This is a genomic window from Sneathiella sp. (genome assembly GCF_029233945.1).
Lineage (GTDB): Bacteria > Pseudomonadota > Alphaproteobacteria > Sneathiellales > Sneathiellaceae > Sneathiella.
In genome coordinates this window covers 1-24888 of sequence record NZ_JARGOQ010000024.1, presented here as the reverse complement: position 1 = coordinate 24888, position 24888 = coordinate 1, and the positions used below count along the sequence as shown (strand labels likewise).

The 24888-nt window shown below is 54.3% G+C and carries 23 protein-coding genes; 14 read left to right on the top strand and 9 right to left on the bottom strand.

Features of this window, described 5'->3' with window-relative positions:
• The first annotated feature begins 82 nt into the window (after positions 1-82).
• Positions 83-544: a PaaI family thioesterase gene (locus P1U71_RS09650; RefSeq protein WP_301105383.1), complete on the top strand. Its 462-nt coding sequence runs from the start codon at positions 83-85 to the stop codon at positions 542-544.
• Between the two features lie 2 nt (positions 545-546).
• On the opposite strand, the gene P1U71_RS09645 is transcribed toward P1U71_RS09650, so the two are convergent.
• A complete protein-coding gene (locus P1U71_RS09645) occupies positions 547-1239 on the bottom strand; it encodes an NnrU family protein (protein WP_301105382.1) in 693 nt (230 codons plus the stop codon).
• Positions 1240-1365: 126 nt separating this feature from the next.
• Positions 1366-1611, bottom strand: a complete 246-nt coding sequence (locus P1U71_RS09640; RefSeq protein WP_301105381.1) for a hypothetical protein — start codon at positions 1609-1611, stop codon at positions 1366-1368.
• Positions 1612-1737: 126 nt separating this feature from the next.
• Here P1U71_RS09640 and gpt point away from each other — a divergent pair, with 126 nt between their 5' ends.
• From gpt to P1U71_RS09615, 5 genes are all read left to right on the top strand, one after another.
• Positions 1738-2238, top strand: coding sequence for a xanthine phosphoribosyltransferase (gene gpt, locus P1U71_RS09635; RefSeq protein ID WP_301105380.1), 501 nt, complete (start codon positions 1738-1740; stop codon positions 2236-2238).
• A 4-nt stretch (positions 2239-2242) separates the two neighbouring features.
• Positions 2243-3031 carry a 2-oxo-tetronate isomerase gene (gene otnI / locus P1U71_RS09630; protein WP_301105379.1) on the top strand — a complete coding sequence of 263 codons (789 nt, stop codon included), beginning with the start codon at positions 2243-2245 and terminating at the stop codon, positions 3029-3031.
• Positions 3032-3137: 106 nt separating this feature from the next.
• Complete coding sequence (locus P1U71_RS09625) at positions 3138-4931, top strand: chloride channel protein (protein WP_301105378.1); 1794 nt, start codon at positions 3138-3140, stop codon at positions 4929-4931.
• 53 nt (positions 4932-4984) lie between these two features.
• Positions 4985-7264, top strand: coding sequence for an ATP-dependent helicase (locus P1U71_RS09620; RefSeq protein ID WP_301105377.1), 2280 nt, complete (start codon positions 4985-4987; stop codon positions 7262-7264).
• Complete coding sequence (locus P1U71_RS09615; RefSeq protein ID WP_301105376.1) at positions 7248-8120, top strand: 50S ribosomal protein L11 methyltransferase; 873 nt, start codon at positions 7248-7250, stop codon at positions 8118-8120. The genes P1U71_RS09620 and P1U71_RS09615 overlap by 17 nt, the downstream gene beginning before the upstream one ends.
• A 58-nt stretch (positions 8121-8178) precedes the next feature.
• Here the strand turns inward: P1U71_RS09615 and P1U71_RS09610 are convergent, their stop codons facing one another.
• A complete protein-coding gene (locus P1U71_RS09610) occupies positions 8179-8703 on the bottom strand; it encodes a DUF1127 domain-containing protein (RefSeq protein ID WP_301105375.1) in 525 nt (174 codons plus the stop codon).
• A 46-nt stretch (positions 8704-8749) separates the two neighbouring features.
• Complete coding sequence (locus P1U71_RS09605) at positions 8750-9031, bottom strand: hypothetical protein (RefSeq protein ID WP_301105374.1); 282 nt, start codon at positions 9029-9031, stop codon at positions 8750-8752.
• 212 nt (positions 9032-9243) lie between these two features.
• Between P1U71_RS09605 and P1U71_RS09600 the strand changes: the two genes are divergently transcribed.
• Complete coding sequence (locus P1U71_RS09600; RefSeq protein WP_301105373.1) at positions 9244-11247, top strand: aminopeptidase P family protein; 2004 nt, start codon at positions 9244-9246, stop codon at positions 11245-11247.
• Between the two features lie 12 nt (positions 11248-11259).
• On the opposite strand, the gene ligA is transcribed toward P1U71_RS09600, so the two are convergent.
• Genes ligA through P1U71_RS09585 form a run of 3 tightly spaced genes read right to left on the bottom strand, consistent with a single transcriptional unit; the run spans position 11260 to position 15846 of the window.
• Positions 11260-13365, bottom strand: coding sequence for an NAD-dependent DNA ligase LigA (ligA, locus tag P1U71_RS09595; RefSeq protein WP_301105372.1), 2106 nt, complete (start codon positions 13363-13365; stop codon positions 11260-11262).
• Between the two features lie 5 nt (positions 13366-13370).
• Positions 13371-15032 carry a DNA repair protein RecN gene (gene recN / locus P1U71_RS09590; protein WP_301105371.1) on the bottom strand — a complete coding sequence of 554 codons (1662 nt, stop codon included), beginning with the start codon at positions 15030-15032 and terminating at the stop codon, positions 13371-13373.
• Positions 15033-15045: 13 nt separating this feature from the next.
• Positions 15046-15846, bottom strand: coding sequence for an outer membrane protein assembly factor BamD (locus P1U71_RS09585; protein WP_367281165.1), 801 nt, complete (start codon positions 15844-15846; stop codon positions 15046-15048).
• Between the two features lie 433 nt (positions 15847-16279).
• Between P1U71_RS09585 and P1U71_RS09580 the strand changes: the two genes are divergently transcribed.
• A complete protein-coding gene (locus P1U71_RS09580) occupies positions 16280-16666 on the top strand; it encodes a helix-turn-helix domain-containing protein (RefSeq protein WP_227949548.1) in 387 nt (128 codons plus the stop codon).
• 98 nt (positions 16667-16764) lie between these two features.
• On the opposite strand, the gene lpxC is transcribed toward P1U71_RS09580, so the two are convergent.
• Both lpxC and upp read right to left on the bottom strand, forming a co-directional pair.
• Entirely contained in the window at positions 16765-17700 is a 936-nt protein-coding gene (gene lpxC, locus P1U71_RS09575; protein ID WP_301105369.1) for a UDP-3-O-acyl-N-acetylglucosamine deacetylase, read from the bottom strand.
• A 128-nt stretch (positions 17701-17828) separates the two neighbouring features.
• Complete coding sequence (gene upp / locus P1U71_RS09570) at positions 17829-18479, bottom strand: uracil phosphoribosyltransferase (RefSeq protein ID WP_301105368.1); 651 nt, start codon at positions 18477-18479, stop codon at positions 17829-17831.
• A gap of 248 nt (positions 18480-18727) precedes the next feature.
• Between upp and P1U71_RS09565 the strand changes: the two genes are divergently transcribed.
• The 6 genes from P1U71_RS09565 to P1U71_RS09540 all read left to right on the top strand — a co-directional run.
• Positions 18728-19711 (top strand): BMP family protein, encoded by a 984-nt coding sequence (locus P1U71_RS09565; protein WP_367281164.1) that lies wholly within the window; start codon positions 18728-18730, stop codon positions 19709-19711.
• 11 nt (positions 19712-19722) lie between these two features.
• The gene (locus P1U71_RS09560) at positions 19723-21276 is read left to right on the top strand and encodes an ABC transporter ATP-binding protein (protein WP_301105366.1); all 1554 of its coding nucleotides are present in this window, start codon (positions 19723-19725) and stop codon (positions 21274-21276) included.
• Positions 21276-22397 carry an ABC transporter permease gene (locus tag P1U71_RS09555; protein WP_301105365.1) on the top strand — a complete coding sequence of 374 codons (1122 nt, stop codon included), beginning with the start codon at positions 21276-21278 and terminating at the stop codon, positions 22395-22397. The genes P1U71_RS09560 and P1U71_RS09555 overlap by 1 nt, the downstream gene beginning before the upstream one ends.
• On the top strand, positions 22397-23368 hold the full coding sequence (locus tag P1U71_RS09550) for an ABC transporter permease (RefSeq protein WP_301105364.1): 972 nt from the start codon (positions 22397-22399) through the stop codon (positions 23366-23368). The genes P1U71_RS09555 and P1U71_RS09550 overlap by 1 nt, the downstream gene beginning before the upstream one ends.
• Complete coding sequence (locus P1U71_RS09545; protein WP_301105363.1) at positions 23368-24234, top strand: purine-nucleoside phosphorylase; 867 nt, start codon at positions 23368-23370, stop codon at positions 24232-24234. Before P1U71_RS09550 ends, P1U71_RS09545 begins: the two co-directional genes overlap by 1 nt.
• A partial coding sequence (locus P1U71_RS09540; protein ID WP_301105362.1) for a hypothetical protein occupies positions 24221-24888 on the top strand: 668 nt, incomplete at its 3' end. The genes P1U71_RS09545 and P1U71_RS09540, both read left to right, overlap by 14 nt.

Below are 24888 nucleotides of genomic sequence, written 5' to 3'. Positions count from 1 at the left end.
ATATTCAAATTTAGCATATTTTCGTTTTAAGAAAAAACCATATCTTTCAGTCAATGAATTGCTTAAGCAAGGGAAACAGTGAATGAACGCCCTCGACAAGAAGAAAGAACTCGAAGAAGTCCGCATGAAAATGACCGGCCTGGAGCAATTGCAGGCCGTAATCGACGCCGGGACTCCCCCTGCAATTGGACGGACGATGGAATTCGATCTCTCTGAAATTTCATTCGGCAAGGCCATTTTTACGGGATATCCGGGGGAAAAACACCTAAACCCGATCGGGACCGTCCATGGCGGATACGCCGCAACCCTCCTTGATAGCGCACTTGGCTGCGCTATCCACACGGTTTTGGAACCCGGGGAGCGCTATACGACCGTCGATCTCAATGTCAAATACCTGCGGGCCATGCTGCCGGGCATGGGCAAGGTGACGGCAACAGCGGAAGTCGTACACAAGGGCCGGAAAATAGCGACGTCAGAAGCCCGATTGATCGGCGAAGACGGCAAGCTCTACGCCACCGGCAATACCACCTGCGCCATCTATTAAGCCTATATCGGCCCGGGGGAGACGCCAAAGGCCAGCGGATGCAGGAGATAGAGCGCCGCGAACAAGACAATCCCGGCTAAAATGCGCCACCATAGCGGCGTGATCGACAGCGTCGCGCGGCCTTGGACAATGGCTGCAAAGGGGATGTTCGACGTACGCGCTTCATACGCACCCCAGCCGTCCTTCAATTGCCGCGCCTTCTTCGCATCGATTAAAAAGGTGCCTGCAAAAGCAAGCAGGCCAAAAGTCCCGAAAAAGACGATTGATGTGATATCGCCATTATTCACGATATGGGCAATGGACCAGAGCATGAAGCTCCACATCATGGGATGGCGGGTAATGGCATTGATACCGCTATAGGCACTCTCCTTGCCGAGCATCTTGTCGGCCCCAATCGCCGTCGGGTTCGGGCTGGTAATCGCGCTAAAAAACAGGATGGAAGCGATTAACATCAAGAGCATTGCGAGATGCCGCCCGCCATTACCGGCATCCCAGAGCATATTACCAAACGGCGCGGCGCGATAAGCCATAACAAGCCAGATAAGGACGACAACTGAAAGCAGGCTGAAGCCCGCCATATAGGCCTTTTCACCGATGCGGGACACGACTCTTTCGCGCAAGACGCTCGACGGAACAATATGAATTGCGAGAAAAGCCAGCGCGGCGAGAATAAGTTCACTAACGGTTCCGGTCATGATTCTGCCCCCCATCATCTGATAATCGGATTAGGAAAGTCTGGCACCAAACGGCGGATATCAAAAGTATTATCGGGAAGAAATCGGAGTTGTGCGATCCCCGTCACACTTTACTTGAAGCCGAACTTAACGGCGATCCCCGTATTTATCGACCATCTTAACCCCCTCCTCCGTCAGTTTGCAGACAAGCCAGTCGGGCTTGATGGGATTATCAAACCAGGTCCGCACCCAGCCCTTTTTCAGGCAGCTTCTAATCACGGTCTTGCTTATCTGCTGTCCGTTCGGATCGAACAGCGGCAGCTTACCCCCCGGCTGAAACCGACCTAGCCGAAGATATTTAAGTTGTGCCGCACTCGGGGGTCTTGTTGCCATTATAAAAACCTACTGCAATTCTGTTCCTGAAAAAAGACCCCGTGAGAGGTCCTCGTGAAAAGGACGCTTTAAAACTTATCAAAGCCGGTTTAAAACATTGCAAACGTAAAAACGGGAGAACGTCCAATGTCGATTGGTGCAGGCTATACAAAGTATTTTCCTGTTTCCTGGGAGGAATTACACCGAAACGGTCGGGCGCTCGCCTGGCGTTTAATGGAGAAAGCGCCATTCAAAGGCGTCATTGCAGTGACACGCGGCGGCCTTGTCCCTGCGGCCATTGTCGCCCGGGAACTTGATATCCGCCATATTGATACCGTCTGCATCGCGGCCTATCGTGACAATAAATCCGTCGGAGAAGTGGATGTAATCAAGGGGCTGGAACTGCCCGATGGTGGTGAAGGCTGGGTCATCGTCGACGACCTCATCGATAGCGGGATCACCGCACGCCATGTCCGAAAGATGGTCCCCAACGCCCATTTTGCAACAATCTATGGCAAGCCAAAAGGGCTGGAGCAGGTCGATACTTTCATCACCAAAGTCAGTCAGGATCCCTGGATTCTCTTTCCCTGGGATCAGGCGCCGTCCTTCGTCAAGCCGATCGTTGAAGAGAATCGCGAGAGGATGTAGCCAAGTGTCCCTCAAATTCGCCGCTAACCTCAGTTTCCTCTATCAGGACATCCCGTTTCTTGATCGTTTCGACGCTGCCGCCGCTGACGGGTTCAAAGGGGTGGAGTATCTGTTCCCTTATGATTTCGAACCGGCGGAGCTTAAAAAACGGCTCGATGACAATGGCCTGATCCAGGCGCTCTTCAACCTGTCAGCGGGTGATTTCGACAAGGGAGACCGGGGCCTTGCCAGCCTGACCGGACGGGAAGCTGAATTTCAGGCCAGCCTTGATCAGGCGATTGAATATGCCAATGTGCTCGGCTGTACCCGCCTTCACGTGATGGCGGGGCTTCGGGATACGACAATTGCCGAGGAAACCCAGCTTGCCGTATATCGCAACAACCTTCGAAAGGCCGCCGCAGCTTGCGCAGAGAGCGGAATTACCGCGTTGATCGAGCCGATCAATATTCAGGATATGCCGGGGTATTTTCTGGATAGCGCCAGCATGGCGGCGGCATTGATTGAGGACATCGATCACCCGAACCTGCGCCTGCAGTTCGATATATATCATGTCCAGCGCACCGATGGTGACATCGTCCGGCAGTATAAAAAGTTCGCACCGCTCATCCGGCATATCCAGATCGCCAATCCGCCAAACCGGTATGAACCCGATAATGGCGAGGTCAATTACCCCTATATTTTCGATCTGCTGGAGGCGGAAGGGTATGACGGATGGATCGGCTGCGAATATAAACCCTCGTCCGGCACCCGTGAAACGCTCGGTTGGGCGGAAAAGTTCCTGCCTAGAGCCTGAAAAGTCCTGTATTTATTGAAACTTTAAGACAATCGCGATACATCTGGTTGTCACGAATAATAAATTATTTAATAAAGACAAAAATATACTGGACGTATGGCTGACTATGGCCGTCTCTGAAAACTCCCGAACCGGGGAAAAAATACTCAACCCGCTTCTCACCGCGACAAGCAGTACGCCGGTCAAGCTTATAGCCTGCGCCATCGCGATTGGTCTTCTCGCTGGATATGGTGCTGTCGGATTTCGCCTCGCCATCAGTGAAATTCAAACATTGTTCTATGGGGTAGGTAGTCAGGAGATCCTCGCGCAAGCGGCAAATCTTCCCTCGTGGCAGATTATGGCCGCGCCGGTCATTGGCGGGTTGATTATCGGGCTATTCTGGAAATTTGTTCTGCCGAATTATCGCCCACAGGGCGTCGCGGACGTCATGGAGGCGGTGATCGTCAATCGCGGCAAAATGAAACTAGCGCCCGGCATTGGCGGCCTGTTCGTCAATGCCCTCACCCTTGGCTGCGGCGGGTCCAGCGGACGGGAGGGGCCGGTCGTTCATTTCTGCGCCTTGATCGCCAGTCAGCTCGGCCAGCGCCTGCGCCTGCCGTCAAAATATTATATGACGCTGATCGCCTGTGGTGTCTCCTCAGGTGTTGCGGCCTCCTTTAATGCGCCGATTGCTGGCATGTTTTTCGCGCTGGAAGTTGTTGTCGGCTCCCTCGCGACCCAGGCCTTCGCGCCGATTGTGATTGCCTCCGTCATCGGGACCGTGATCAGCCGGATATATGTTGGCGACTTTCCGGCCTTCATCATTCCCAATTACCAGATTGTCTCTCTGTGGGAGTTTCCGGCGATTGCCCTCCTTGGCGTCGTCGCGGCGGCGGTCTCCCTGCTCTTTATCTGGAGCATTGGTTTTTCAGAAAGAACAATCGACCGCTTTCGCATACCGGAGGTTTTGAGGCCAGCGGCGGGAGGTGTCGTTCTCGGTGCCATCGCCTTGTTCTTTCCGCAAATTATCGGGGTCGGGTATGAGGCAACGGACAGCGCGCTGAAGGGGCAATATCCCCTTCTCCTTCTCCTCATGCTAATCGTGGTGAAAACCATTGCCGTCGGCGTAACCTTCGGATCGCGGTTCGGGGGTGGTTTCTTCTCCCCCTCGCTCTTTATCGGTGCTATGACCGGTGGAGCCTTTGGCCTGATCGCAGCAACCGCTTTTCCTGAAATGGCGGCAAGCCATGGCCTCTATGCCATCATTGGCATGTCGGCCGTTGCCGCCTCCGTTCTGGGTGCGCCGATCTCGACGATCCTGATCGTGTTCGAACTGACCGGCGACTATAAAATCTCCATCGCCGTGATGGTGGCCGTCTCGGTCGCGACGCTGATCACAAAGCATATCTACGGGCGGAGCATCTGGCAGACCCAGCTCCTCAACCGCAACGTCGATGTCAATGAAAGCCGCGCGCTCCGTCAGCTCAGTTTCCTGCAGGTGCGCGGGATCATGGATCGGGAGTTTATCGAGGTGCCCAAAGAAACACCCATGCGGGAGCTTCGCAAGATTGTCAGCAATACCAACCATGACAAGTTCGTCGTGGTGGAGCCGGAAACTCATGAATTTATTGGCCGGATCGACTATAGCGATCTTAAGTCCGGCCTTTTCGGAGACGAACCGCAGGAGAATATCACCGCGCATGACCTGATACATAAAGGCGGCCCGGTCCTCTTCCCCGATACGAGCCTTAAATCCGCGATCGAGATTATTGAAAAGGCCGGTATAGACCATGTTCCCGTCATTAACCGGGCGAATGAACGGCGGCTTATCGGAATCCTCCATCACAAGGATCTGCTGCATAGCTATAATGCCGCCCTGCTCTCTGCGCAGGACGACGCACGCGACAAAGTTTTCCGATAAAGACGCAGATCGACAGTAGCTTCAACCCTATCCATGGGCTATATCATTTAGCAATGGACGACAGGTTTGACATAAGCAATTTTGACGATGGGGCAAATCACGCGCCGACGCAAAACTTTACCTATCTTGAGGGGTTGAACAGCGGCCAGCGCGCGGCGGTTGAGGCGCTGGACGGGCCCGTGCTGGTGCTCGCAGGCGCTGGCACCGGCAAGACCCGCGTGCTGATTTCCCGTCTTGCGCATATCCTTAACCTGCGCGACGTACGCCCCTGGGAAATCCTCGCGGTCACCTTCACCAACAAGGCCGCCGCCGAAATGCGGGAGAGAACGGCCAATATCATCGGCCCCGAGGCAATTGAGATCAAGCTCGGCACCTTTCACGCCATCGGCGTCTGGCTGCTGCGACGCCATGCGGAGCTGATCGGGCTTGATCGTAATTTCAACATCCTTGATACCGATGATCAACTTCGCCTGCTGAAACAGATCATGACCGAGGAAGGCGTCGATCAAAAGCGTTGGCCCCCGCGCGGGCTTGCCGCCATCATCGATCGCTGGAAAGACAAGGGACTGCGCGCCGATCAGGTTCAGGGTACGAATAGTTCTGAATTTGCCCATGGCAAGGCAGCCGCTTTGTACGCTGTTTATCAGGAACGGCTTGCCGCACAGAATGCCTGCGATTTTGGCGATCTATTGCTTCATGTCCTGACGCTCTTTCAAAAAAATCCGGACGTCCTCGCGCTGTATCAGAACCGCTTCAAATATATCCTTGTCGACGAATATCAGGATACGAATGTGGCGCAGTATCTCCTGCTCCGCCTGCTCGCGCAGAAACACCGCAATATTTGTTGTGTTGGCGATGATGATCAGTCGATCTATGGCTGGCGCGGGGCGGAAGTCGGCAATATCCTGAAATTCGAGGATGATTTTCCGGGCGCGAAGGTCGTCCGTCTGGAACGGAACTACCGCTCCACATCGCATATTCTGGGTGCCGCCTCCGGCCTGATCGCCCATAACGAAGGGCGGCTCGGCAAGACACTGTTCACGGAAGGGAATGACGGCGATCATGTTGTCCTGAACGGCCTCTGGGACGGCCAGAACGAAGCGCGCTGGATTGCCGATGAAATCGAGAATCTGGAACGCAAGGGGAAAAGCCTGCAGGATATGGCGATACTGGTCCGCGCCAGCTTCCAGACCCGCGATTTTGAAGAATGCTTTTTGAGCATGGGGATTAAATACCGGGTTATCGGCGGGCTGCGCTTCTATGAGCGGCGGGAAATCCGCGACGTGCTGGCCTATCTCCGGGTGGTCAATCAACCGGATGACGATCTGGCGTTCGAGCGAATTTACAATTTGCCAAAGCGCGGGTTGGGCACCAAAGCGCTTGAAAAGCTGCGAGACGTTGGCCGGACAGAAAATATTTCCCTTTCCCGCGCCGCCAATATTGCGGTTGAGAAAGGCCTCTTCAAAGGCAAGCCATTTGCTGCGCTTAAAGATTTGATGACCTCCTTCGAGAATTGGCGGGCACAAAAAGACCTGATTCCGCCCGATGAACTGGTCGAGGCGGTGCTTGAGGAGAGCGGCTATTTCGATATGTGGCGGCAGGACAAGTCTCCGGAGGCCGAGGGCAAGCGGGAGAACCTGAAAGAGCTGGTCCCGGCGGTCGCAGACTATGAAAGCCTTGGCCAGTTTCTGGAGCATGTCTCGCTGGTGATGGAGAATAACGCGGACAATACGAGCGAGATGGTCAGCCTGATGACCTTACATTCCGCCAAGGGCCTTGAATATGACGTCGTGTTTCTTCCCGGATGGGAGGAAGGGCTCTTCCCGCATCAACGGGCACTCGATGAAAACGGCCTGAAAGCCCTCGAGGAAGAGCGGCGGCTCGCCTATGTCGGCATTACCCGCGCGAAGGAACGCTGCTATATCAGCCATGCCAGCAACCGCCGTATCCATGGGCAATGGCAGTCCTCCCTGCCCAGCCGATTTATCGATGAGCTCCCGCAGGATCATATCCAGGATCAATCCGATCAGGGGATTTATAACAGCTCGCGCCAGAGTGAAGGATTCTCCCATACAAGCTGGCGGAACCCTGAAAGCTCCCATCTTGCCGAAATTCTGGAAAAGCGCGCACGCGCCAATCAGCAATTTGTCGATAACAGCACCAAACCAGTAAGCAAAACGACTGAGGGAGATGGATTCGCGATCGGCACACGGATTTTTCATCAAAAATTCGGCTATGGCCGCATTGTCCGAAAAGACGGGCCAAAGCTGGAAATTGCGTTTGAAAAAGCCGGCATCAAGAAGGTGATGGAAAATTTTGTCGAAGCCGCCTGATCCTGCCTTCTGGCAACTCACCCTCACCCTGCCATTTGTTCAGGCTGGAGAAATCGCTGATATTTATGAGGATCACGCGCTGACCGTCTCGATGGAGGAAGCGGTCAGTGATGGCTCCCTCTGGCGCCTTGATATCCTCTTCTCTGAGGAACCTTCCGCCACCCTTCTTAATCAATTACCTGCCGATTTGCCCTTTGAACTTGCGCCGCTCGCGCAGAAAGACTGGGTCAGTGAAAGCCAGAAGATGCTGCCGCCTGTTGATGCCGGGCGGTTTTACATCCATGGATCTCATGATTCGCCGCACCCTGCCAACTCCCGCCATAACATGTTGATTGATGCGGGGGCCGCCTTTGGAACGGGCCTGCATGAGACGACCTACGGCTGCCTCCTCGCCCTCGACAACTTGCGGAAATACCGGAATTTCAAAAACCCGCTCGATCTGGGATGTGGCTCCGGTGTGCTTGCGCTGGCCATAGCAAAAGCCTGGAAAATTCCGGTAATTGCCAGCGACATCGACGTCGCCGCAGTCACCGTGACTCGCGACAATGCCGCGAAAAATCGTCTTGCCCCGCTGATGACCGCGGTTCATGCAACGGGCCTGAACAGCCGGATATTAAACAGGCAGGCGCCTTATGATCTGATTGTCGCCAATATACTGGCCTGGCCGTTGGTGAAAATGGCACCGGATATCGCGGGTGCCCTCAGCAGCAATGGCATACTCGTCCTCTCAGGCCTCTTGGGATCGCAGGAGGTAATGGTGAGAAGCGCCTATCGGCAGCAAGGGTTGTCGCTCAAGCGCCGCTATTCAATAGGAAATTGGGCCACGTTGATCCTGGCCGGTAAATCCCGGCGATAAATCATGCAGCCGACCCACCTCCAATATGGGGAGGCGAAGGCAGGTCGGCTGCGAACGATCAACCCGCTTTGCGGTGATCGTTGGTGTTGCTTGGCCGATCAAGGTTATCATTCGCGCGGTATACACGATCACCTCTGACAGCCGTTTCAATGTCGCCTCTTGTCAGACCGATGTCCGCAAGCTCGCGAGAGTTCATCGCCATCAAATGGACATATGCCGCCCGAGAGGTCTGTGCTTCCATAAACCTGGTTGCCAGGGATGCCCAGAAGCCTTTTTTCTTGGTTGTTTCCATCTCACTTTTTCCTTCAACAGCCCGGTCAATGTCGCCCCGGGTAATACCAATATCCTGCAGTTCGCGATCAGACATGCCATAAAGGGCAGTTTTGGCTGCCGCAAGCTCGCGATTCTTCAGATATTTGCCAACGGTCGCCTGATATAGGTTCGACAGCTTCTCGGCAATGAATAGACTTCTCAACTCATGCGCCTTTTTGACGTATGTTTCCGTGTCGATATAAGTAGTGTTCGTGTTTACAGGCTCGATCATTGCGAGCGCCTCAATCTCTTGTTTGCCATAGCTAATCATTTTGCTACTCCTTCAGTTTCAGTAACCCGACCAAGCGGGTAAATTTTCAACGCTTATTGCTTTTATTTGTTGGGTAAAAACAGTTTTCATTCACTGCTTTCCCGGTAATTTCATGACCGTCGTTGACCGCCTTCCCAAGGGGGCTTGCAACCAAGTCAACAACCGCAGTATTTTGTTCCGTGGCTAGGCGGATACGTTTTCGCAGTGACTGCAGCAGACCCGAAAGGCCAAAGTGCCGATTAACCGACATGGCATCAAACCGGACGCCCATTACCGGACCATATTGCAACTGTAGTGCATCACCGTATTTTGCGTTTCTTGAAAACATTTCACTTTCCTTACCAAGCAATCTTGATGAGCGATATATTGCACTGCATTCATTAAATAACAATGACTTACATCACAATTTTGCCCGCAAAGATCGAAATGGTGCCTTGCAAAAAATGCATAGCTCTCGTTGCACTTATGCTAAAAAAGCGCCATATTTCTGATTAGAACCTCTATATTTACAGGAGGTTGCCATATTTCAGGACAAACCTCATGGAAACTGCCAAGTTAGAACATGCCGTCGCCGCACTGCTGCCCGATCAAGACAAAAGGGAGGCCGTTAATATTTTACGGGCTGCCGCTGCCGCACCTGCGCGCGCCGGTGAAAATATGCTGCTTGAGCAACTTTTCCCGAAACTTGACCAAAATACCGCGCAGAAACTGGAAAAGATCAAGGAAGAGCTCCGCCGGAACATCCGCTCCATTGTCCTCAATCCCGGCGCTTCAAAGGATCGGCTACAAAAGCTGCGCGCAGAAATGGCGGCAGAGAAAGTTGATGGCTTTATTGTCCCGCTCAATGATGAATTTCATGGAGAGGCGGCACCGGCAGCGGCAGAACGACTGAAATGGCTGACCGGATTTACAGGCTCGGCGGGTTTTGCCGCAATCTTGAAGGACAGGGCGGCAATCTTTGTCGATGGACGCTATACCCTGCAAGTCCGCAACGAAGTCGATACCACCCTCTTCACACCCCGGCATGTCAGTGAAGAACCGATGAGCGCCTGGCTTGCCGAAAATTTGAGCGCGGGCGAGACACTCGCCGTTGATCCCTGGCTGCATACCGAAAACAATATGGCGTCGCTCAAGAAAATCACGGCAGGGCTAGGCGTCCAGTTGAAATCGGTGTCCGAAAATCTGATCGACCGGGTATGGGAAGATCGCCCCCCTGCCCCTCTCGCCCTTGTCCAGCCACAGGAGGAACGCTTCGCCGGGGAAAGCGCCGCCAGCAAGCGGAACCGCATTGCCGCAAAGCTCGCGGAGAAGCAAGGCGATGCCATCGTCCATACGCTGCCGGATGTCATCGCATGGCTGCTCAATATCCGCGGTGCGGACCTTCCCTGCACGCCCTTCGCCCTGGGATTTGCCATCACCCATCAGGACGCAACGGTCGATCTGTTCATGGATGAAGTGAAATTCGCCCCGACCTTGCGGGAGCATCTAGGGAACATGGTGCGGCTGCATCCTCCTGCGGAATTTGAACAGGCACTGCAGGCCCTATCCGGGAAGAAGGTGCAGATCGACCCAACTGTCACCAGCCAGTACATTGTCGATCAGCTGACCGAGGCGAAGGCGGAGATCACCCGCGCGGAAGACCTCTGCCTGCTGCCGAAAGCAACAAAGAATGCGGTGGAGGTGGATGGATCACGGCGCGCGCATATTCGCGATGGAGCCGCAGTTGCGAAATTTCTGCACTGGCTATCCGTTAATGGACCGGCTGGTACTGTCGATGAGCTATCGGCGGAAGCCAAACTCCGCTCCTTTCGGGCGAGCGGAGAGAATTTTCGCGACCTCAGCTTTAATACCATCTCCGGCGCCGGACCAAACGGCGCCATTGTCCATTATCGGGCGAGCGAGGCATCGAACCGCCCGCTGGAGACGGGCTCGCTCTATCTCGTGGACAGCGGCGCGCAGTATCTGGACGGAACAACCGACATCACCCGGACCATAGCCATTGGCGAACCAAGTGCCGAGATGCGCAATCGCTTTACGCTGGTCCTGAAAGGGCATATCGCGCTTGCAACCGCGATTTTTCCAAAGGGAACGACGGGAAGCCAGCTTGACACCCTCGCCCGTGCGCCGCTCTGGTCTGCGGGGCTTGACTACGATCATGGCACCGGCCATGGCGTCGGCAGCTATCTCTCCGTTCATGAGGGGCCGCAGCGGATATCCAAAATGCCAAGCGCTGTCGCGCTCGTGCCGGGGATGATCATTTCCAACGAGCCCGGCTACTATAAAACCGGCGCTTACGGGATCAGGATCGAGAATCTGGTGACGGTCCGGGAAGTAACGCCGCCGGAAGGGGCAGAGCGTGTGACCTACGGCTTTGAAACGCTGACTTTCGCGCCGATTGACAAAGCGCTCATTGAGAAGAGCCTGCTGACCGATGCCGAAATTGCCTGGCTGAACAGCTATCATTTTGAGGTCCAGGAAAAGCTTGAACCCCAAGTTGAGGGAGAGACCGCAGAATGGCTTCAGCAGGCAACAGCGCCGCTATAGGACTGCACCAGTTTAGCCGCCAATCAAATCCAGCCATTCCTGCTCGGTTAGGACGGTGACGCCCAGATCTGTTGCCTTCTTGAGCTTCGATCCGGCCTTTGCCCCGGCGACGAGATAGTCCGTCTTGGCCGAAATGGACCCGCTGACCTTCGCACCAAGCCCCTCCGCTTTCGCCTTCATCTCCTGTCGGCTCATCAATTCCAGCGAGCCGGTAAAGACGACAGTTTTGCCCGCAACGGCGCTATCCTGTGCGGGGGCCTCGAAATCGACAACCGATATTTCACTCAGCAGGTCATCAAGAATGGCCTGATTTCGCTCCTCGTGGAAAAATTCGGTCACGGCATCGGCAACCGCAGCACCAATACCATCGATGTTCAAAAGCTCGCTATAGACTTCCCCGGCGTTTTCTCCCATCTCACTGAGACGCTCCCGCAAACTCGCTAAGCTCAGGTAATTTTTGGCCAGCAGCCGCGCGTTCCCCTGCCCAATATGGCGAATACCCAAGGCATAGATAAAACGGTCAAGGGAAATCTCCCGCCGGTCGTTAATCGCATCGAACAGATTACGCGTCGCTTTCTCCCCGAACCCTTCCCGGTTCTTGATCCGCTGCAGATTTCCAGGCGCCGCATCGCGCTTTTCCAGCGTGAAAATATCGGCGGGGCTGCGGATCAAGCCATCCTCATAAAAAGATTCTATCAGCTTCGCGCCAAGCCCCTCTATGTCAAACGCATTGCGGGAGACAAAATGCTTGAGCCGTTCAACGGCCTGTGCACGGCAGATCAGACCACCAGTGCAACGACGGATAGCATCTTCTTTGCCTGTGCTTTCATTGATTTCCTTAACCGCATGACTACCGCAGATCGGGCAGGTGGTCGGGAATTCGTAAGCTGCGCTGTCATCCGGCCGCTTGTCGAGGACAACCTCGACGACCTGCGGGATCACATCGCCCGCGCGTTGAATAACCACGGTATCGCCCTTGCGAACATCTTTACGCTTTATCTCATCCTCGTTATGAAGTGTCGCGTTGGAAACGACGACACCGCCGACGGTGACCGGATGAAGCCGCGCAACAGGCGTGAGCGCGCCGGTTCGGCCAACCTGAATTTCGATATCTTCTATGATGGTGGTCGCCTGCTCCGCCGGGAATTTATGCGCAATCGCCCAACGCGGGCTGCGGCTAACGAAACCGAGGCGGTCCTGCCAGTCGAGCCGGTTAACCTTGAACACAACGCCGTCGATATCATAGTCCAGCGTCGCGCGGAGTTCCTCTATCTTGCGGTAAGCATCAATCGCCTCTTCCATATTGGCGCAAACCTGGGACAGCGGATTGACGGAAAAGCCCCAACCCTTGAACGCAGCCAGCACTTCCGACTGCGTTGCGCCGGGAATGCTGCTTACCTCTCCCCAGGCATAGGCAAAGAAGCGCAGATTGCGAGATTTGGTAATCTCGTAATCAAGCTGGCGTAGGCTTCCTGCCGCCGCGTTTCTCGGGTTCGCGAATATCTTCCCACCGTTTTCTGCCTGTGCTGTATTTAGGGCGAGGAAGTCGGATTTCGATATATAGACTTCACCGCGTATCTCGAAGATACCCGGAACCTCTGTTTGGGCGCCGGATAGCTCCAGCGGCAGGTCCGTGACGCCCCGCAGGTTAGCGGTAATGTCCTCCCCTTCCTGACCATCGCCGCGCGTTGCGCCCTGCAGGAATTTTCCATTTTCATACCGCAGGCTGGCGGAAAGCCCGTCAATTTTAGGCTCCGCAAAGAAGGAAACATCCTCACTCGCCTCCAGACCCAGAAACCGGCGGACCCTGCCTTCAAACTCCCTGAGTTCGTCATTGCTGAACGCATTATCGAGGGAAAGCATGGGAACCTTGTGCCGGACCTTGCCAAAACCCTTCGCCGGGGTGACACCAACGCTTTGCGACGGGCTGTCCTCTCTGATCAGCTCCGGAAACCGGGCCTCAATCGCGAGCAGGTCCTGACGCAGGCGGTCATATTCCGCATCGGAAACCACTGGCGCATCTTCAGAATAATAGGCGACGTCATGGTCCCTTATTGACTCGACCAGCCTGTCATGTTCGGCCTTTGCTTCTTCCGCCGTTAGATTTTGAATATCCACAATGACTATCCTTCAATAAGGCTGAGAGCGGCCGCGCGGGCTTCCTCGGTGATGCTGGCGCCGGAAAGCATTCGGGCAATTTCCTCCGTTCGTTCCGCCGGACCCAGCCGGTCGACAGATGTAACCGTGACATCGTTTACCTCGGATTTTCGGATATTCCAATGCGCCTCTCCTGCGGCGGCAACCTGCGGCGAATGAGTGACGACGAGGACTTGCAGATCCTCGGCAAGGCGGCGGAGCCGATCTCCCACTGCATCGGCAGTCGCCCCGCCAACACCGCGATCCACCTCGTCAAAAATCAGCGTTGGGGCGGAGCCGGCCTGCGCCAGCACAACTTTAAGCGCCAGCATAAAGCGCGACAGCTCCCCGCCGGAGGCAATCTTGATCAACGGCCCCGCCGCACTCCCCGGGTTGGTCGCGATAAGGAAGGCCACCTTGTCAAGGCCATAAGGGCCCCAATTCTCATCCGGCAACTCGCTTACGTTGGTTGTGAATTTCGCCGCCCCAAGTTTTAGCGGTTCCAGTTCCGCCATAACGGCCTTGTCCATCTCAGATGCGGCGGTTTTCCGTTTCCGGCTGAGAGCTTTTGCCGCCGTCGCATATTTTTCACGAGCTTCAGTCGCGGCCGCACGAAGACTTGCGATCTCCCGATCCCCAGCCTCCAGCGCATGCAAGCGGGCGGCGAATCTTTGAAGTAATTTCGGCAGGTCCACCACTTCGCATTTATGTTTGCGTGCCGCCGCCCGAAGCGCAAACAACCGTTCTTCAACCACCTCAAGCCCGGCAGGATCCATATCAAGATCACCGGCGACGGAATTGATCACCATCTGCGCCTCTGCCATTTCGATGGCGGCTCGCTCCAGACTTTCCAGCACGGGGTCGAGCTTGCCCGACGCCTTTTCAATAACGCGCTCAACCGCACGGGTCGCCGACCTGATCCGGTTTTCAACCCCGCCATGCTCGGCCAGCGCCTTTTCCGCATCGCGCAGCGCTTCTGCAATTTTCTCGGCATGCATCAGGTTAGATCGTTGCACGGAAAGCGCCTCCTCCTCTCCCTCTTCCGGTGCCAGATCGGTCAGTTCCTCGACCATGTGACGGAGATATTCCTCATCGACGCGGGCCTGCTCAATCTCACGCAAGGCCCGCTCAAGATTTTCGGTTGCCATCTGGAGGGTTTCATACAGGCGGCCGACGGCAACGACTTCTTTTTCCAAGCGCGCATATTGATCCAGCAGAGCACGATGTCCGCGCGCATCCAAGAGTCCGCGTTCCGCATTCTGGCCATGAATTTCAACAAGGGACTCTCCGACGGTTCGGAGCAATCCGGCGCTCACACCCTGATCATTAATGCTGGCCCGGCTGCGTCCATCCGACCCCAGCGTCCGACGAAGAATAAGCGGCTCTCCCGGCTCCAGCTCGATATCCTCCATCGCGGCGAAGACGGGGTGCGACGGGGCAAGAGAGAACTCTGCGGTGACTGAGCCCTGATCCGTTCCGGCGCGGACCAGACCCGCATCCGCCCGGACGCCAAGCGCCAACGCGAGACTGTCGAGCAATATTGATTTACCCGCTCCAGTCTCCCCGGTGAGGACACAAAGTCCATTTTCGAAGGAGAGGTCCAGCTTGTCGATCAGAACGATATTGCGGATGGAGAGTTTTTCCAGCATGTCGGACCGACGGCTAAAACACTGATTTCCAGGCCTTGACGATCCAGGAGTCCTCATTCGCTTCCGGTTTCAGATAATTCTCATCCAGAAGCGCATATGAATCCTGATACCATTCGCTGCCCGGGAAGTTATAGCCAAGGACAGCCGCCGCCGTTTGCGCCTCCTCCGTGATACCCAGGGTCAAATAGGCTTCCGTCAAGCGGTGAAGCGCCTCCGGGGCATGGGTTGTGGTTTGATATTGCTCGACAACAATCCGAAAGCGGTTGATTGCTCCGATCATGTATTTTTGTCCGAGATAATAGCGGCCAATAGCCATTTCCTTACCCGCCAGATGGTCCCGGGTCAGGTCGATCTTGAGCCGGGCGTCTTGCGCATATTCTGTGTTGGGAAAGCGGCGCACAAGATTTTGCAGGGCGTCAAGCGCCTGACGGGTCACCTTCTGGTCGCGCTCCACCCCGGTGATTTGCTCATAATAAGAAATCGCGACGAGATAATAGGCGTAGGCGACATCCTTGTTGCCTGGATGCAATTCGATAAATCGCTCCGCTGCCAAAATCGCCTGGTCGTATTCGTTACTTTGATAATAGGCGAAGGCCGACATAATCTGTGCCTTGGTCGACCAGACGGAATAAGGATGCTGTCGCTCCACCTCGTCGAAGCCTTGCGCCGCTTCAAAATAGTTCTCACTATTCAGATCTGCGAGAGCCTGATTATACAATTGCTGTACCGGTCGTTCCACATAGGCTTCCGGTTCGTCTGAACTGCAACCGGCAATCAATATCAAAAGCAGGAAACCGCCCAGCACTCTGCCAATGCTTGGATAGAAATGATTTTGCAACTTGTCCCTCTTGGCTCATCGCCGAATATACTCGAATGCTGGGGCATTTTATCCAATCAACTCGCCGAGGGGAAGTTATGGTTTCAGATTTCTTGCATGCCCAATATGCAACCCTCGAATTACGATAGTTCGAATATTATGAATCTGACGACTTCACAATTCTATATTTTAAAATAGTAATAAAAAGCAACATTAGTTTACGAGTTGATAAAAAAAATTTATCAAATTATTGTTAGATTTTATGTATTTTCTTTTTTTGTTGGTATGTGATACATTACCTATAAGGGTGGAGCGGCGATTCAATTTTCTCCTATAAAAATATAATAATTTCGTTGAACCCGTGGCGTCGCCCTTGTTAGTAACACAACTAAAAAAATAATTTGATCTCTAAGAAAGGTACCAACCAACAATGGGTAAAGTCGCGAAAAGAGTCGACGATCATGTCGGTGAGCGGATTCGTGAGAGAAGAACTATGATGGGTTTAACCCAGGAACATCTGGCAAAGGCGCTGGATATTTCATATCAGCAAGTTCAGAAATACGAAACAGGCGCAAACCGTGTCAGCGCGGGCAGATTGTATGAAATAGCCAAACGGCTGGAAGTAGACGTTGCCTATTTTTTCGAAAATCTCGAGCCATCAACCACAAGCATCCCTCTGGAACATGGCGGCAAGAACCGCTCGACCATTGAGCTGGTGCGCAATTATGGCGATATTGACGAACCGGCAGTGAGATCGGCAGTCAGCGGCCTGATCAAAAGTCTGGCAGGCAAGGAAAGACGGCGTAAATCCGCCTAACCGAACATACCGACACAAATATAGGCGCGGAATCCATATCCGCGCCTTTTTACTTCCAAATATTATAAAAATGAACGTGCGATTGTGACCGGGGACAATCAGTCCGTGGCAGGCGCCGCTGCTTTCTGGGTTGGCCAGTGGGCCCCGCCGACATTACCAATGCGGACCGGCGCTTCCGTCGTATAGCACCATGCATCCTTATCAGAGAGGAAGGCATGCAAAAGCTTGTTGTTCAGCGCATGCCCTGAGCGAAGTCCATAAAACTCGCCAATGATCGGCGCGCCGGCCAGATAAAGATCGCCAATCGCATCCAAGGCCTTATGACGCACGAACTCATCGTCATATCGCAAGCCTTCTTCATTCAGAATGTCCGGACCGCTCAGCACGATTGCATTATCGAGGGAGCCGCCCTTGGCTAGGCCTAGCTTTTTGAGTTGCTCAAACTCCCCCAGAAAGCCGAAGGTCCGCGCGCGGGAAAGCTCATTCTTGAAGGTGCCGTTACGCAGGCTGAAGCGGCAATTCTGCTTGCCAATACGCGGGTTTTCGAAATCAATCTCGAAGGAGACGGAAATGTTATCAGCTGGCGAGAGGCTTGCTTTCGCGGCACCCTCACTCACCTCCACTTCCTTCAACACCTTTATATAACGGCGCGGGGCCTCTTGCTCGATCACATCCGCGCATTCAACAAGAAAGACGAAGGGTGCGGAAGAACCATCCATCACTGGCACTTCGGGACCGTCCAGTTCAACAACGACATTATCAATGCCACAACCGGAAAGAGCCGCCATCAAATGCTCGACGGTGGCGACTTTAATATGCGCGCCATTTTCAACGGTGGTGCACATCTTAAGATCGGTTACGGTATCATATTGCGCCGGGATTTCCGAAACGGCGGGGTCAACATCGGTTCGCTTGAAAACAATGCCGCTGTTCACCGGAGCCGGAGTCAGCTTCATATTGATCAGCTTGCCACCATGCAAGCCAACGCCTGTACAACTGATACTATTACGCAATGTTTTCTGAAAAACGACCATTTTCCGCCACTTTTAGTTACTACTATAAATTCGCAGCCTGAATGTACGAAAGGTCGCCTGTCCACTCAAATCAAACATTGTTACCAATTATTACTGCGCTGCACAAAAACATGGTAAACGAGAGACCGTTACAGTGTCCCGTATAGCCTGTCCCCCGCATCACCGAGGCCCGGCACGATATAGGCCTTCTCGTTCAGCTTTTCATCCAGCGCCGCGACATAGACTGTCACTTCAGGGTGATTTTCCAGCATGACTTGCACCCCTTCCGGGGCGGCAACCAGCGCCATGAAAAGGATATTCTTTGGATCGACCTTATGATCCAGCAATACATCGACGCCCGCCGCCGCCGAATAACCGGTCGCCAGCATCGGATCCACCAGAATAAACAGCCGGTCTTCCGCCGTTGGCAGTTTCCGGAGATATTCAACGGGGCGCTTCGTCTCCGGATCACGGTACATGCCGATATGCCCGACCCGCGCAGACGGCATCAGTTCGAGCAAGCCATCGGCCATGCCAAGGCCAGCCCGCAAAATCGGCACGATGGCGGATTTCTTTCCCGCCAGAACCCGCGCCTCCATCGGGCAGATAGGTGTTTCAATTTTCTCATGGGTGGTTGGCAAATGACGCGTGACTTCATATCCCATCAGCAGGGCTATTTCCTTGAGCAATTGGCGGAAGGTTTTCGTTGACGTGTCCTTGTTCCGCATATGACTGAGTTTATGAACGATAAGCGGGTGATCGAGGATATGAAGATTCGGAAATCGCGGATCATAGGCCATGGGGTAACTGCCCTTCCCTATATTACAAACAGGCTAGCGCCAGACAATATCCGACTTCTCTTTTAAAATCACTATTTAGACGACCGAAATAGCGATAAATTATGGCGATCCGAAAATTTACTTCCTATACTTTGCCCAATACGGCCTTAAAGCTTGACCCGCCGGTCTGATTTGGTTTTGGATTTAAGGTCGACCCCCTGTTCATGAACATTGAACGGGTGGGGTTTTAAAAGGGAGAGACAACTATGATGAAAAAGATTGCCCTCGGGCTTCTTGCGACGGCCGCGCTGACAATGAGCGGGCTGGCTGTGGCTGATGATTTTAAACCCGCAATCGTCTTTGACATGGGCGGCAAGTCTGACAAGTCCTTTAACGAGGCGGCCTTCAACGGCGTTGAGAAATTCAAGAAAGACACCGGCGTCGACTATCTGGAATTTGAGGTCACCAAGGTTTCCGAGCGCGAACAGGCGACAGAACGCATGGCTCGCAAAGGGGCGAACATTGTTGTCGCCATCGGCTTTGCTCAGGCAGACGCCGTTGAAAAGGCTGCAACGGCTCATCCGGACACAAAATTCACCATCATTGATATGGTTGTTGATCTGCCCAACGTCCAATCCGTTGTGTTTCGCGAAGAACAGGGCTCTTTCCTCGTCGGCATGGCCGCTGCCATGGCGAGCAAATCCGGAAAGGTCGGCTTTATTGGCGGTATGGATATCCCTCTGATCCGCAAATTCGCGCTGGGATATAAGGAAGGGGTTCTCTATGCGAACCCGAAGGCGGAAGTAATCGAGAATATGACAGGCACAACGCCCGCCGCCTGGAACGATCCGACCAAAGGCAGCGAACTGGCCAAGAGCCAGTTTGATCGCGGAGCAGATGTTGTATTTGCGGCCGCAGGTGGAACCGGGCTTGGCGTTCTGCAGTCCGCCGCCGATGAGAAGATGCTGGCGATCGGCGTCGATAGTAATCAGAACCATCTGCATCCCGGAACGATGTTGACATCCATGCTGAAACGCGTTGATGTCGCCGTTTACAATGCAATGATGTCCGCGAAGAATGGAACATGGCAGTCCGGCATCCAGGTGCTTGGCCTTCAGGAAGAGGGCGTTGGATTCTCCGTTGATGAATGGAACAAGGGTGTCCTGACGGAAGATATGATCGCCACCATGAACAAGGCAAAGGCCGACATCATTTCCGGCAAGATCAAGGTTACCAATTATATGGACAAATAAGTCTGACAGTCATGTCAGAACAAAGTCCGGCGCTGGAACTGCGCCGTATCAATAAAAGCTTCGGCCCGGTCCATGCGAACAAGGATATTTCCCTGTCGGTGGACCGGGGTAGCATTCACGGCATTATCGGTGAAAACGGCGCCGGAAAATCCACATTGATGAGTATTGTCTATGGCTTTTATCAGGCCGATAGCGGTGACATCTTTGTCAATGGCCAGAGCTGCCACATCGAAAATCCGCAAAGCTCGATCAAGGCCGGGATCGGCATGGTGCATCAACATTTCATGCTGGTGGATACTTTCACGGTCCTCGAAAATATTATCCTCGGGGTCGAGGGGGGCTACCGACTATCCGAAGGGCTGGCGGCGGCCCGCAATGAGTTGATCCGCCTGGAGAAGGAGTATGCCCTTGAGGTCAATGTCGATGCAATTGTCGGTGATCTGCCCGTTGGCCTCCGACAGCGGGTTGAGATTCTGAAGGCCCTGTATCGCGGCGCGGAAATTCTCATTCTCGATGAACCAACCGGCGTATTGACCCCGCAAGAGGCGGATCACCTCTTTCGTATCCTCGATACCCTTCGTAAGCAGGGAAAAACCGTTATCCTGATTACCCACAAACTCCGGGAAATCATGGCCATTACCGATAATGTTTCGGTGATGCGGCGCGGCGAGATGGTTGCTCATGTCAAGACACGCGAGACAAATCAGGCCGCCCTTGCGGAACGGATGGTCGGCCGTTCGGTCCTCTTGCAAGTGGAGAAGAAACCGGCCAATCCAAAAGATACTCTCGTTTCCATCCGCAATCTCAACTATCTGGACGCAGATGACGTTCCCCGCCTTAAAGACATAAATCTGGACCTCAAGGCGGGTGAAATCCTTGGCATCGCCGGGGTCTCCGGCAATGGTCAGTCGGAGCTGCTGGAAGTCTTGGGCGGAATGCTGACCCCCACGTCGGGCAGCATCCGGTTTGAAGGACGGGAACTCGTGGGAAGCAAGGCGTTCACAGCGCGGAATTTGCGTAAAATTGGTCTCGGCCATGTACCGGAAGACAGGCATCGTTCTGGATTGATACTTTCATTCAGCGCCAATGAATGCACCATTCTCGGCTATCACGACAAACCTGAATATAACCGGGGTTTACGACTTGATCGCAAATCCATGGTCGAAACCTGCCAGAGTTATATTCAGAAATATGATGTGCGGCCACCCGACCCATATCTCAAGGCTTCGGGTTTTTCCGGCGGCAATCAACAGAAACTGGTTCTCGCGCGGGAGATGGAACAAAACCCTGATGTCCTGTTGGTCGGGCAGCCAACGCGCGGTGTGGATATTGGCGCCATCGAATTTATCCATAAACAACTCATCATGATGCGCGATGCGGGAAAGGCGATCCTTGTTGTTTCGGTTGAAATCGATGAGGTCATGTCTATCGCAGACCGGATCGCCGTCATGTTCGATGGCGGTATCGTCGGGGAAATCGCTGCATCGGAAGCAACGGAAACCCGGCTTGGCCTGATGATGGCAGGCGTCAGGGAAACCCGGCCCGGCGCGAAGGAAGCAGTCTGATGACGGAAGGATCGGTGAAATTTGCGGCACCGCTTAAAATTCCGGGATGGGTGAATTACGCGCTGATCCCTTTCATCAACCTTCTCGCGGCGCTCCTGATATCGGGGATCGTGATCCTGATTATCGGCGATAGTCCCATCGTAGCATTGAAAGTCCTGATTTATGGCGCTTTCGGCTATCCGGAGGCAGTTGGCTACACCCTCTATTATACGACAAATTTCATCTTTACCGGCCTCGCCGTGGCGATCGCCTTTCATTGCGGCCTCTTTAATATCGGCGCGGAAGGGCAGGCTGCCCTTGGCGGTATCGGTGTCAGCCTTGTCTGTCTCTATTTCGACAATCTGCCGCTCTGGCTGGTCATCCCGTTTGCAATGACAGCTGCGGCCATCTTCGGGGCGGCATGGGCCTATATCCCGGCCTATCTTCAGGCCAAACGCGGTAGCCATATCGTGATCACGACGATCATGTTTAACTTTATTGCCGCCTCAATCTTGACCTATCTGCTGGTTGAAGTTCTCATCGATCCAAATGGCCAATCGCCGGAAAGTCGCCATTTTATCGAGAGCACCTGGCTTCCCTATTTCCATGATTTCATTGCGATGCCGAGCACGCCGCTCAATATCTCTTTTGTCTATGCGCTTGTGTTGAGCGCCGGTTTCTACTTTCTAGTCTGGCATACAAGGTGGGGCTATGAGATTCGGGTCGTTGGACAGAATGAGACTGCCGCCCGTTACGCCGGCATATCCCCATCGAAGAATATTATCCTTGCAATGGTGATTTCCGGTGCCCTCGCCGGTTTTGTTGGCATTAACGAACTTCAGGGCGTGCAGCACCGGCTTATCCTGGATTTCACGGGTGGTTATGGCTTTGTCGGGATTGCTGTCGCTCTTATGGGACGGAATCATCCCATCGGCATTTTCCTTGCGGCCCTTCTGTTCGGGGCGCTGTACCAAGGCGGCTCGGAACTCGCCTTCGAAATGAAATCGATCAATAAGGAAATGGTCATCGTCATTCAGGGGCTGATCATCCTCTTTTCAGGCGCGCTTGAACATATGTTCCGGCCAAAGATCGAGGCAGCCTATCGCCGCTTTGCGACGACTCAAACGGCGGAAGCAGGCTGATGGAGACTTTTCATATCATCATTCTCCTGCTGGATGCGACATTTCGAGTGGCCACTCCCCTCGTCCTCGCGGCGCTTGCCGGTATGTTTTCGGAACGTGCCGGTGTCGTCGATATCGGCCTTGAAGGCAAAATGTTGGGAGCGGCCTTCGCCGCCGCCGCTGTGGCCGCCGTATCGGGCTCTGCCTGGGTTGGCCTTGGCGCCGGTATTCTTGCGTCAATCGCGCTCTCATTATTGCATGCCTATGCCTGCGTCACCCATAAGGGCAATCAAGTGGTCTCCGGCATGGCCATTAATATCGTCGTGGCCGGGCTAACGCCGACACTCGGCTATGCTTGGTTCAGTATGGGCGGACAGACGCCACACCTTGGCGGCGATGCGCGCTTCAAATCAATCACCCTGCCCTTTGCGGAAGCTGTCCATGATATTCCGGTTATTGGCTATATCTATGCGGAGCTGATTTCTAACCATAATATCATTGTCTATCTGGCCGCTGCCGCTGTGCCGATCTGCGCCTGGATCCTGTATAAAACGCGCTTCGGCCTTCGCGTGCGCGCCGTTGGCGAAAACCCCCATGCGGTGGATACCGCCGGCATTTCTGTTGACTGGATGCGCTATAAAGCCCTGATGGTAACCGGTTTTTTATGTGGCATTGCAGGGTCTTACCTTTCAACCGCTCATGGCGCCGGTTTTATTCGTGATATGACAGCGGGTAAGGGTTATCTTGCCCTCGCGGCGCTGATTTTCGGCAAATGGCGGCCAGTTCCCACATTGTTTGCCTGCCTGCTTTTTGCCTTCACCGATGCGGTTCAGGCGCGCCTGCAAGGGGTGGAATTACCCATTGTCGGCGTAATTCCTGTTCAGTTTATCCAGGCACTCCCCTATATACTCACTGTATTGCTGCTCGCGGGCTTCGTTGGCAAGGCCAATCCGCCAAAATCCATTGGCGAGCCCTATATTAAGGAAAGATAATGATGCTCGATCCGCATAAAGCTGCCGACTTCGTTCAGAATGCAGCGCCGGGTTTCAGCCCCCGTGTCGGCATTGTGCTCGGTTCCGGCCTCGGCGATCTGGCGGAGAAGATCGAGACGGTCGCCAGCATTGACTACGAGACAATTCCTGATTTCCCAACTTCCACGGTGGAAGGACATGCGGGGCGGCTTATTCTTGGGCGGCTTGGCGGCATGCCTGTCGCCTGTATGCAGGGCCGCGTCCATTACTACGAAGGTGTCAACCCGCAGGACCTTGCGCTCCCCGTGCGAATGCTAAAGCTCCTCGGCATTGAAATCCTCCTGCTCACTAATGCAGCAGGCAGCTTTAAAAAGAAAATGGGACCGGGCAGCCTGATGATGATCAAGGATCATATCAATTTCACTGGCCTCAACCCGCTGGTCGACGCGAATGATGATGAATTTGGTCCGCGCTTCTTCTCGATGGAGGATGCCTATGACCCAACATTGCGAAAGCATCTCACGGCCGTTGCGAAGGAACTCGGCATCACGCTGCATGAAGGCGTCTATCTGCATTATCTGGGTCCCAATTTCGAAACCCCGGCGGAGATCCGGGCTTTCAAGACGCTGGGCCCCGACGCCGTCGGCATGTCCACAACACCGGAAGTGCTCGTCGCCCGTCATTGCGGCCTGCGCGTTGCGGCAATCTCCAATATCACCAATCTCGCCGCCGGGATGAGCAAGACCCCGCTCAGCCATGAACAAACGCTGGAAAGCGCGAAGATTGCCGCAGCGGATCTTGAAAGCCTTGTCATCGTCTTTTTGGAAACCCTGAAACGGGAGCTTTTAAAGGCTCATATTCGGAGTACGGAAAATGGCGTCCATTAGCCCGTTGAAACCGGCCGCGGAAGGCCATGAACGCAATCCCGGCATGCCGCTTGATCTGGATGTACTGGATAGAATTCGCGTGAATTTAAGCGCGGTGGAGCGCCGCGCCGCCACCCTCCCCGGTCGGCGGACGGTCAAGAAGGAATATCAGGCCGCCTGGCTTTTGAAAGCTCTGACCTGCATAGACCTCACAACGTTGAGCGGCGATGACACGCCGGGCCGCGTCAAGCGTCTCTGCGCCAAGGCGCGCCAGCCCGTCCGCGCGGATATTCTGAACGCCATGGGAATGGCGGAGCGCACTATCACGACCGGCGCGGTCTGCGTTTATCACAGCATGGTGGAAACAGCAGTAGAAGCATTAAAGGGGACAAACATTCCCGGCGCCGCTGTCTCAACCGGCTTTCCGGCGGGGCTCAGCCCGTTCGATCTCAGGGTGAAGGAGATTGAAGCCTCCGTCTCGGCAGGGGCGCAGGAAATTGATATCGTCATCACCCGCGGCCATGTGCTGACTGGCAACTGGCAGGCCCTTTATAATGAAGTGAAGACCTTCCGCGCAGCATCGGGGGAGGCACATATGAAGGCCATCCTTGGTACAGGCGATATTTCCACCCTTCGCAATGTTGCAAAAGCCAGCATGGTCGCAATGATGGCGGG

What these genes read in the sequence shown, in the direction of transcription:
- P1U71_RS09650 (WP_301105383.1), top strand. Translation starts at nt 83, where the DNA reads ATGAACGCCCTCGACAAGAAGAAAGAACTCGAAGAAGTCCGCATGAAA.
- P1U71_RS09645 (WP_301105382.1), bottom strand. Translation starts at nt 1,239, where the DNA reads ATGACCGGAACCGTTAGTGAACTTATTCTCGCCGCGCTGGCTTTTCTC.
- P1U71_RS09640 (WP_301105381.1), bottom strand. Translation starts at nt 1,611, where the DNA reads ATGGCAACAAGACCCCCGAGTGCGGCACAACTTAAATATCTTCGGCTA.
- gpt (WP_301105380.1), top strand. Translation starts at nt 1,738, where the DNA reads ATGTCGATTGGTGCAGGCTATACAAAGTATTTTCCTGTTTCCTGGGAG.
- P1U71_RS09625 (WP_301105378.1), top strand. Translation starts at nt 3,138, where the DNA reads ATGGCCGTCTCTGAAAACTCCCGAACCGGGGAAAAAATACTCAACCCG.
- P1U71_RS09620 (WP_301105377.1), top strand. Translation starts at nt 4,985, where the DNA reads ATGGACGACAGGTTTGACATAAGCAATTTTGACGATGGGGCAAATCAC.
- P1U71_RS09610 (WP_301105375.1), bottom strand. Translation starts at nt 8,703, where the DNA reads ATGATTAGCTATGGCAAACAAGAGATTGAGGCGCTCGCAATGATCGAG.
- P1U71_RS09605 (WP_301105374.1), bottom strand. Translation starts at nt 9,031, where the DNA reads ATGTTTTCAAGAAACGCAAAATACGGTGATGCACTACAGTTGCAATAT.
- P1U71_RS09600 (WP_301105373.1), top strand. Translation starts at nt 9,244, where the DNA reads ATGGAAACTGCCAAGTTAGAACATGCCGTCGCCGCACTGCTGCCCGAT.
- recN (WP_301105371.1), bottom strand. Translation starts at nt 15,032, where the DNA reads ATGCTGGAAAAACTCTCCATCCGCAATATCGTTCTGATCGACAAGCTG.
- P1U71_RS09580 (WP_227949548.1), top strand. Translation starts at nt 16,280, where the DNA reads ATGGGTAAAGTCGCGAAAAGAGTCGACGATCATGTCGGTGAGCGGATT.
- lpxC (WP_301105369.1), bottom strand. Translation starts at nt 17,700, where the DNA reads ATGGTCGTTTTTCAGAAAACATTGCGTAATAGTATCAGTTGTACAGGC.
- upp (WP_301105368.1), bottom strand. Translation starts at nt 18,479, where the DNA reads ATGGCCTATGATCCGCGATTTCCGAATCTTCATATCCTCGATCACCCG.
- P1U71_RS09565 (WP_367281164.1), top strand. Translation starts at nt 18,728, where the DNA reads ATGAAAAAGATTGCCCTCGGGCTTCTTGCGACGGCCGCGCTGACAATG.
- P1U71_RS09560 (WP_301105366.1), top strand. Translation starts at nt 19,723, where the DNA reads ATGTCAGAACAAAGTCCGGCGCTGGAACTGCGCCGTATCAATAAAAGC.
- P1U71_RS09555 (WP_301105365.1), top strand. Translation starts at nt 21,276, where the DNA reads ATGACGGAAGGATCGGTGAAATTTGCGGCACCGCTTAAAATTCCGGGA.
- P1U71_RS09550 (WP_301105364.1), top strand. Translation starts at nt 22,397, where the DNA reads ATGGAGACTTTTCATATCATCATTCTCCTGCTGGATGCGACATTTCGA.
- P1U71_RS09545 (WP_301105363.1), top strand. Translation starts at nt 23,368, where the DNA reads ATGATGCTCGATCCGCATAAAGCTGCCGACTTCGTTCAGAATGCAGCG.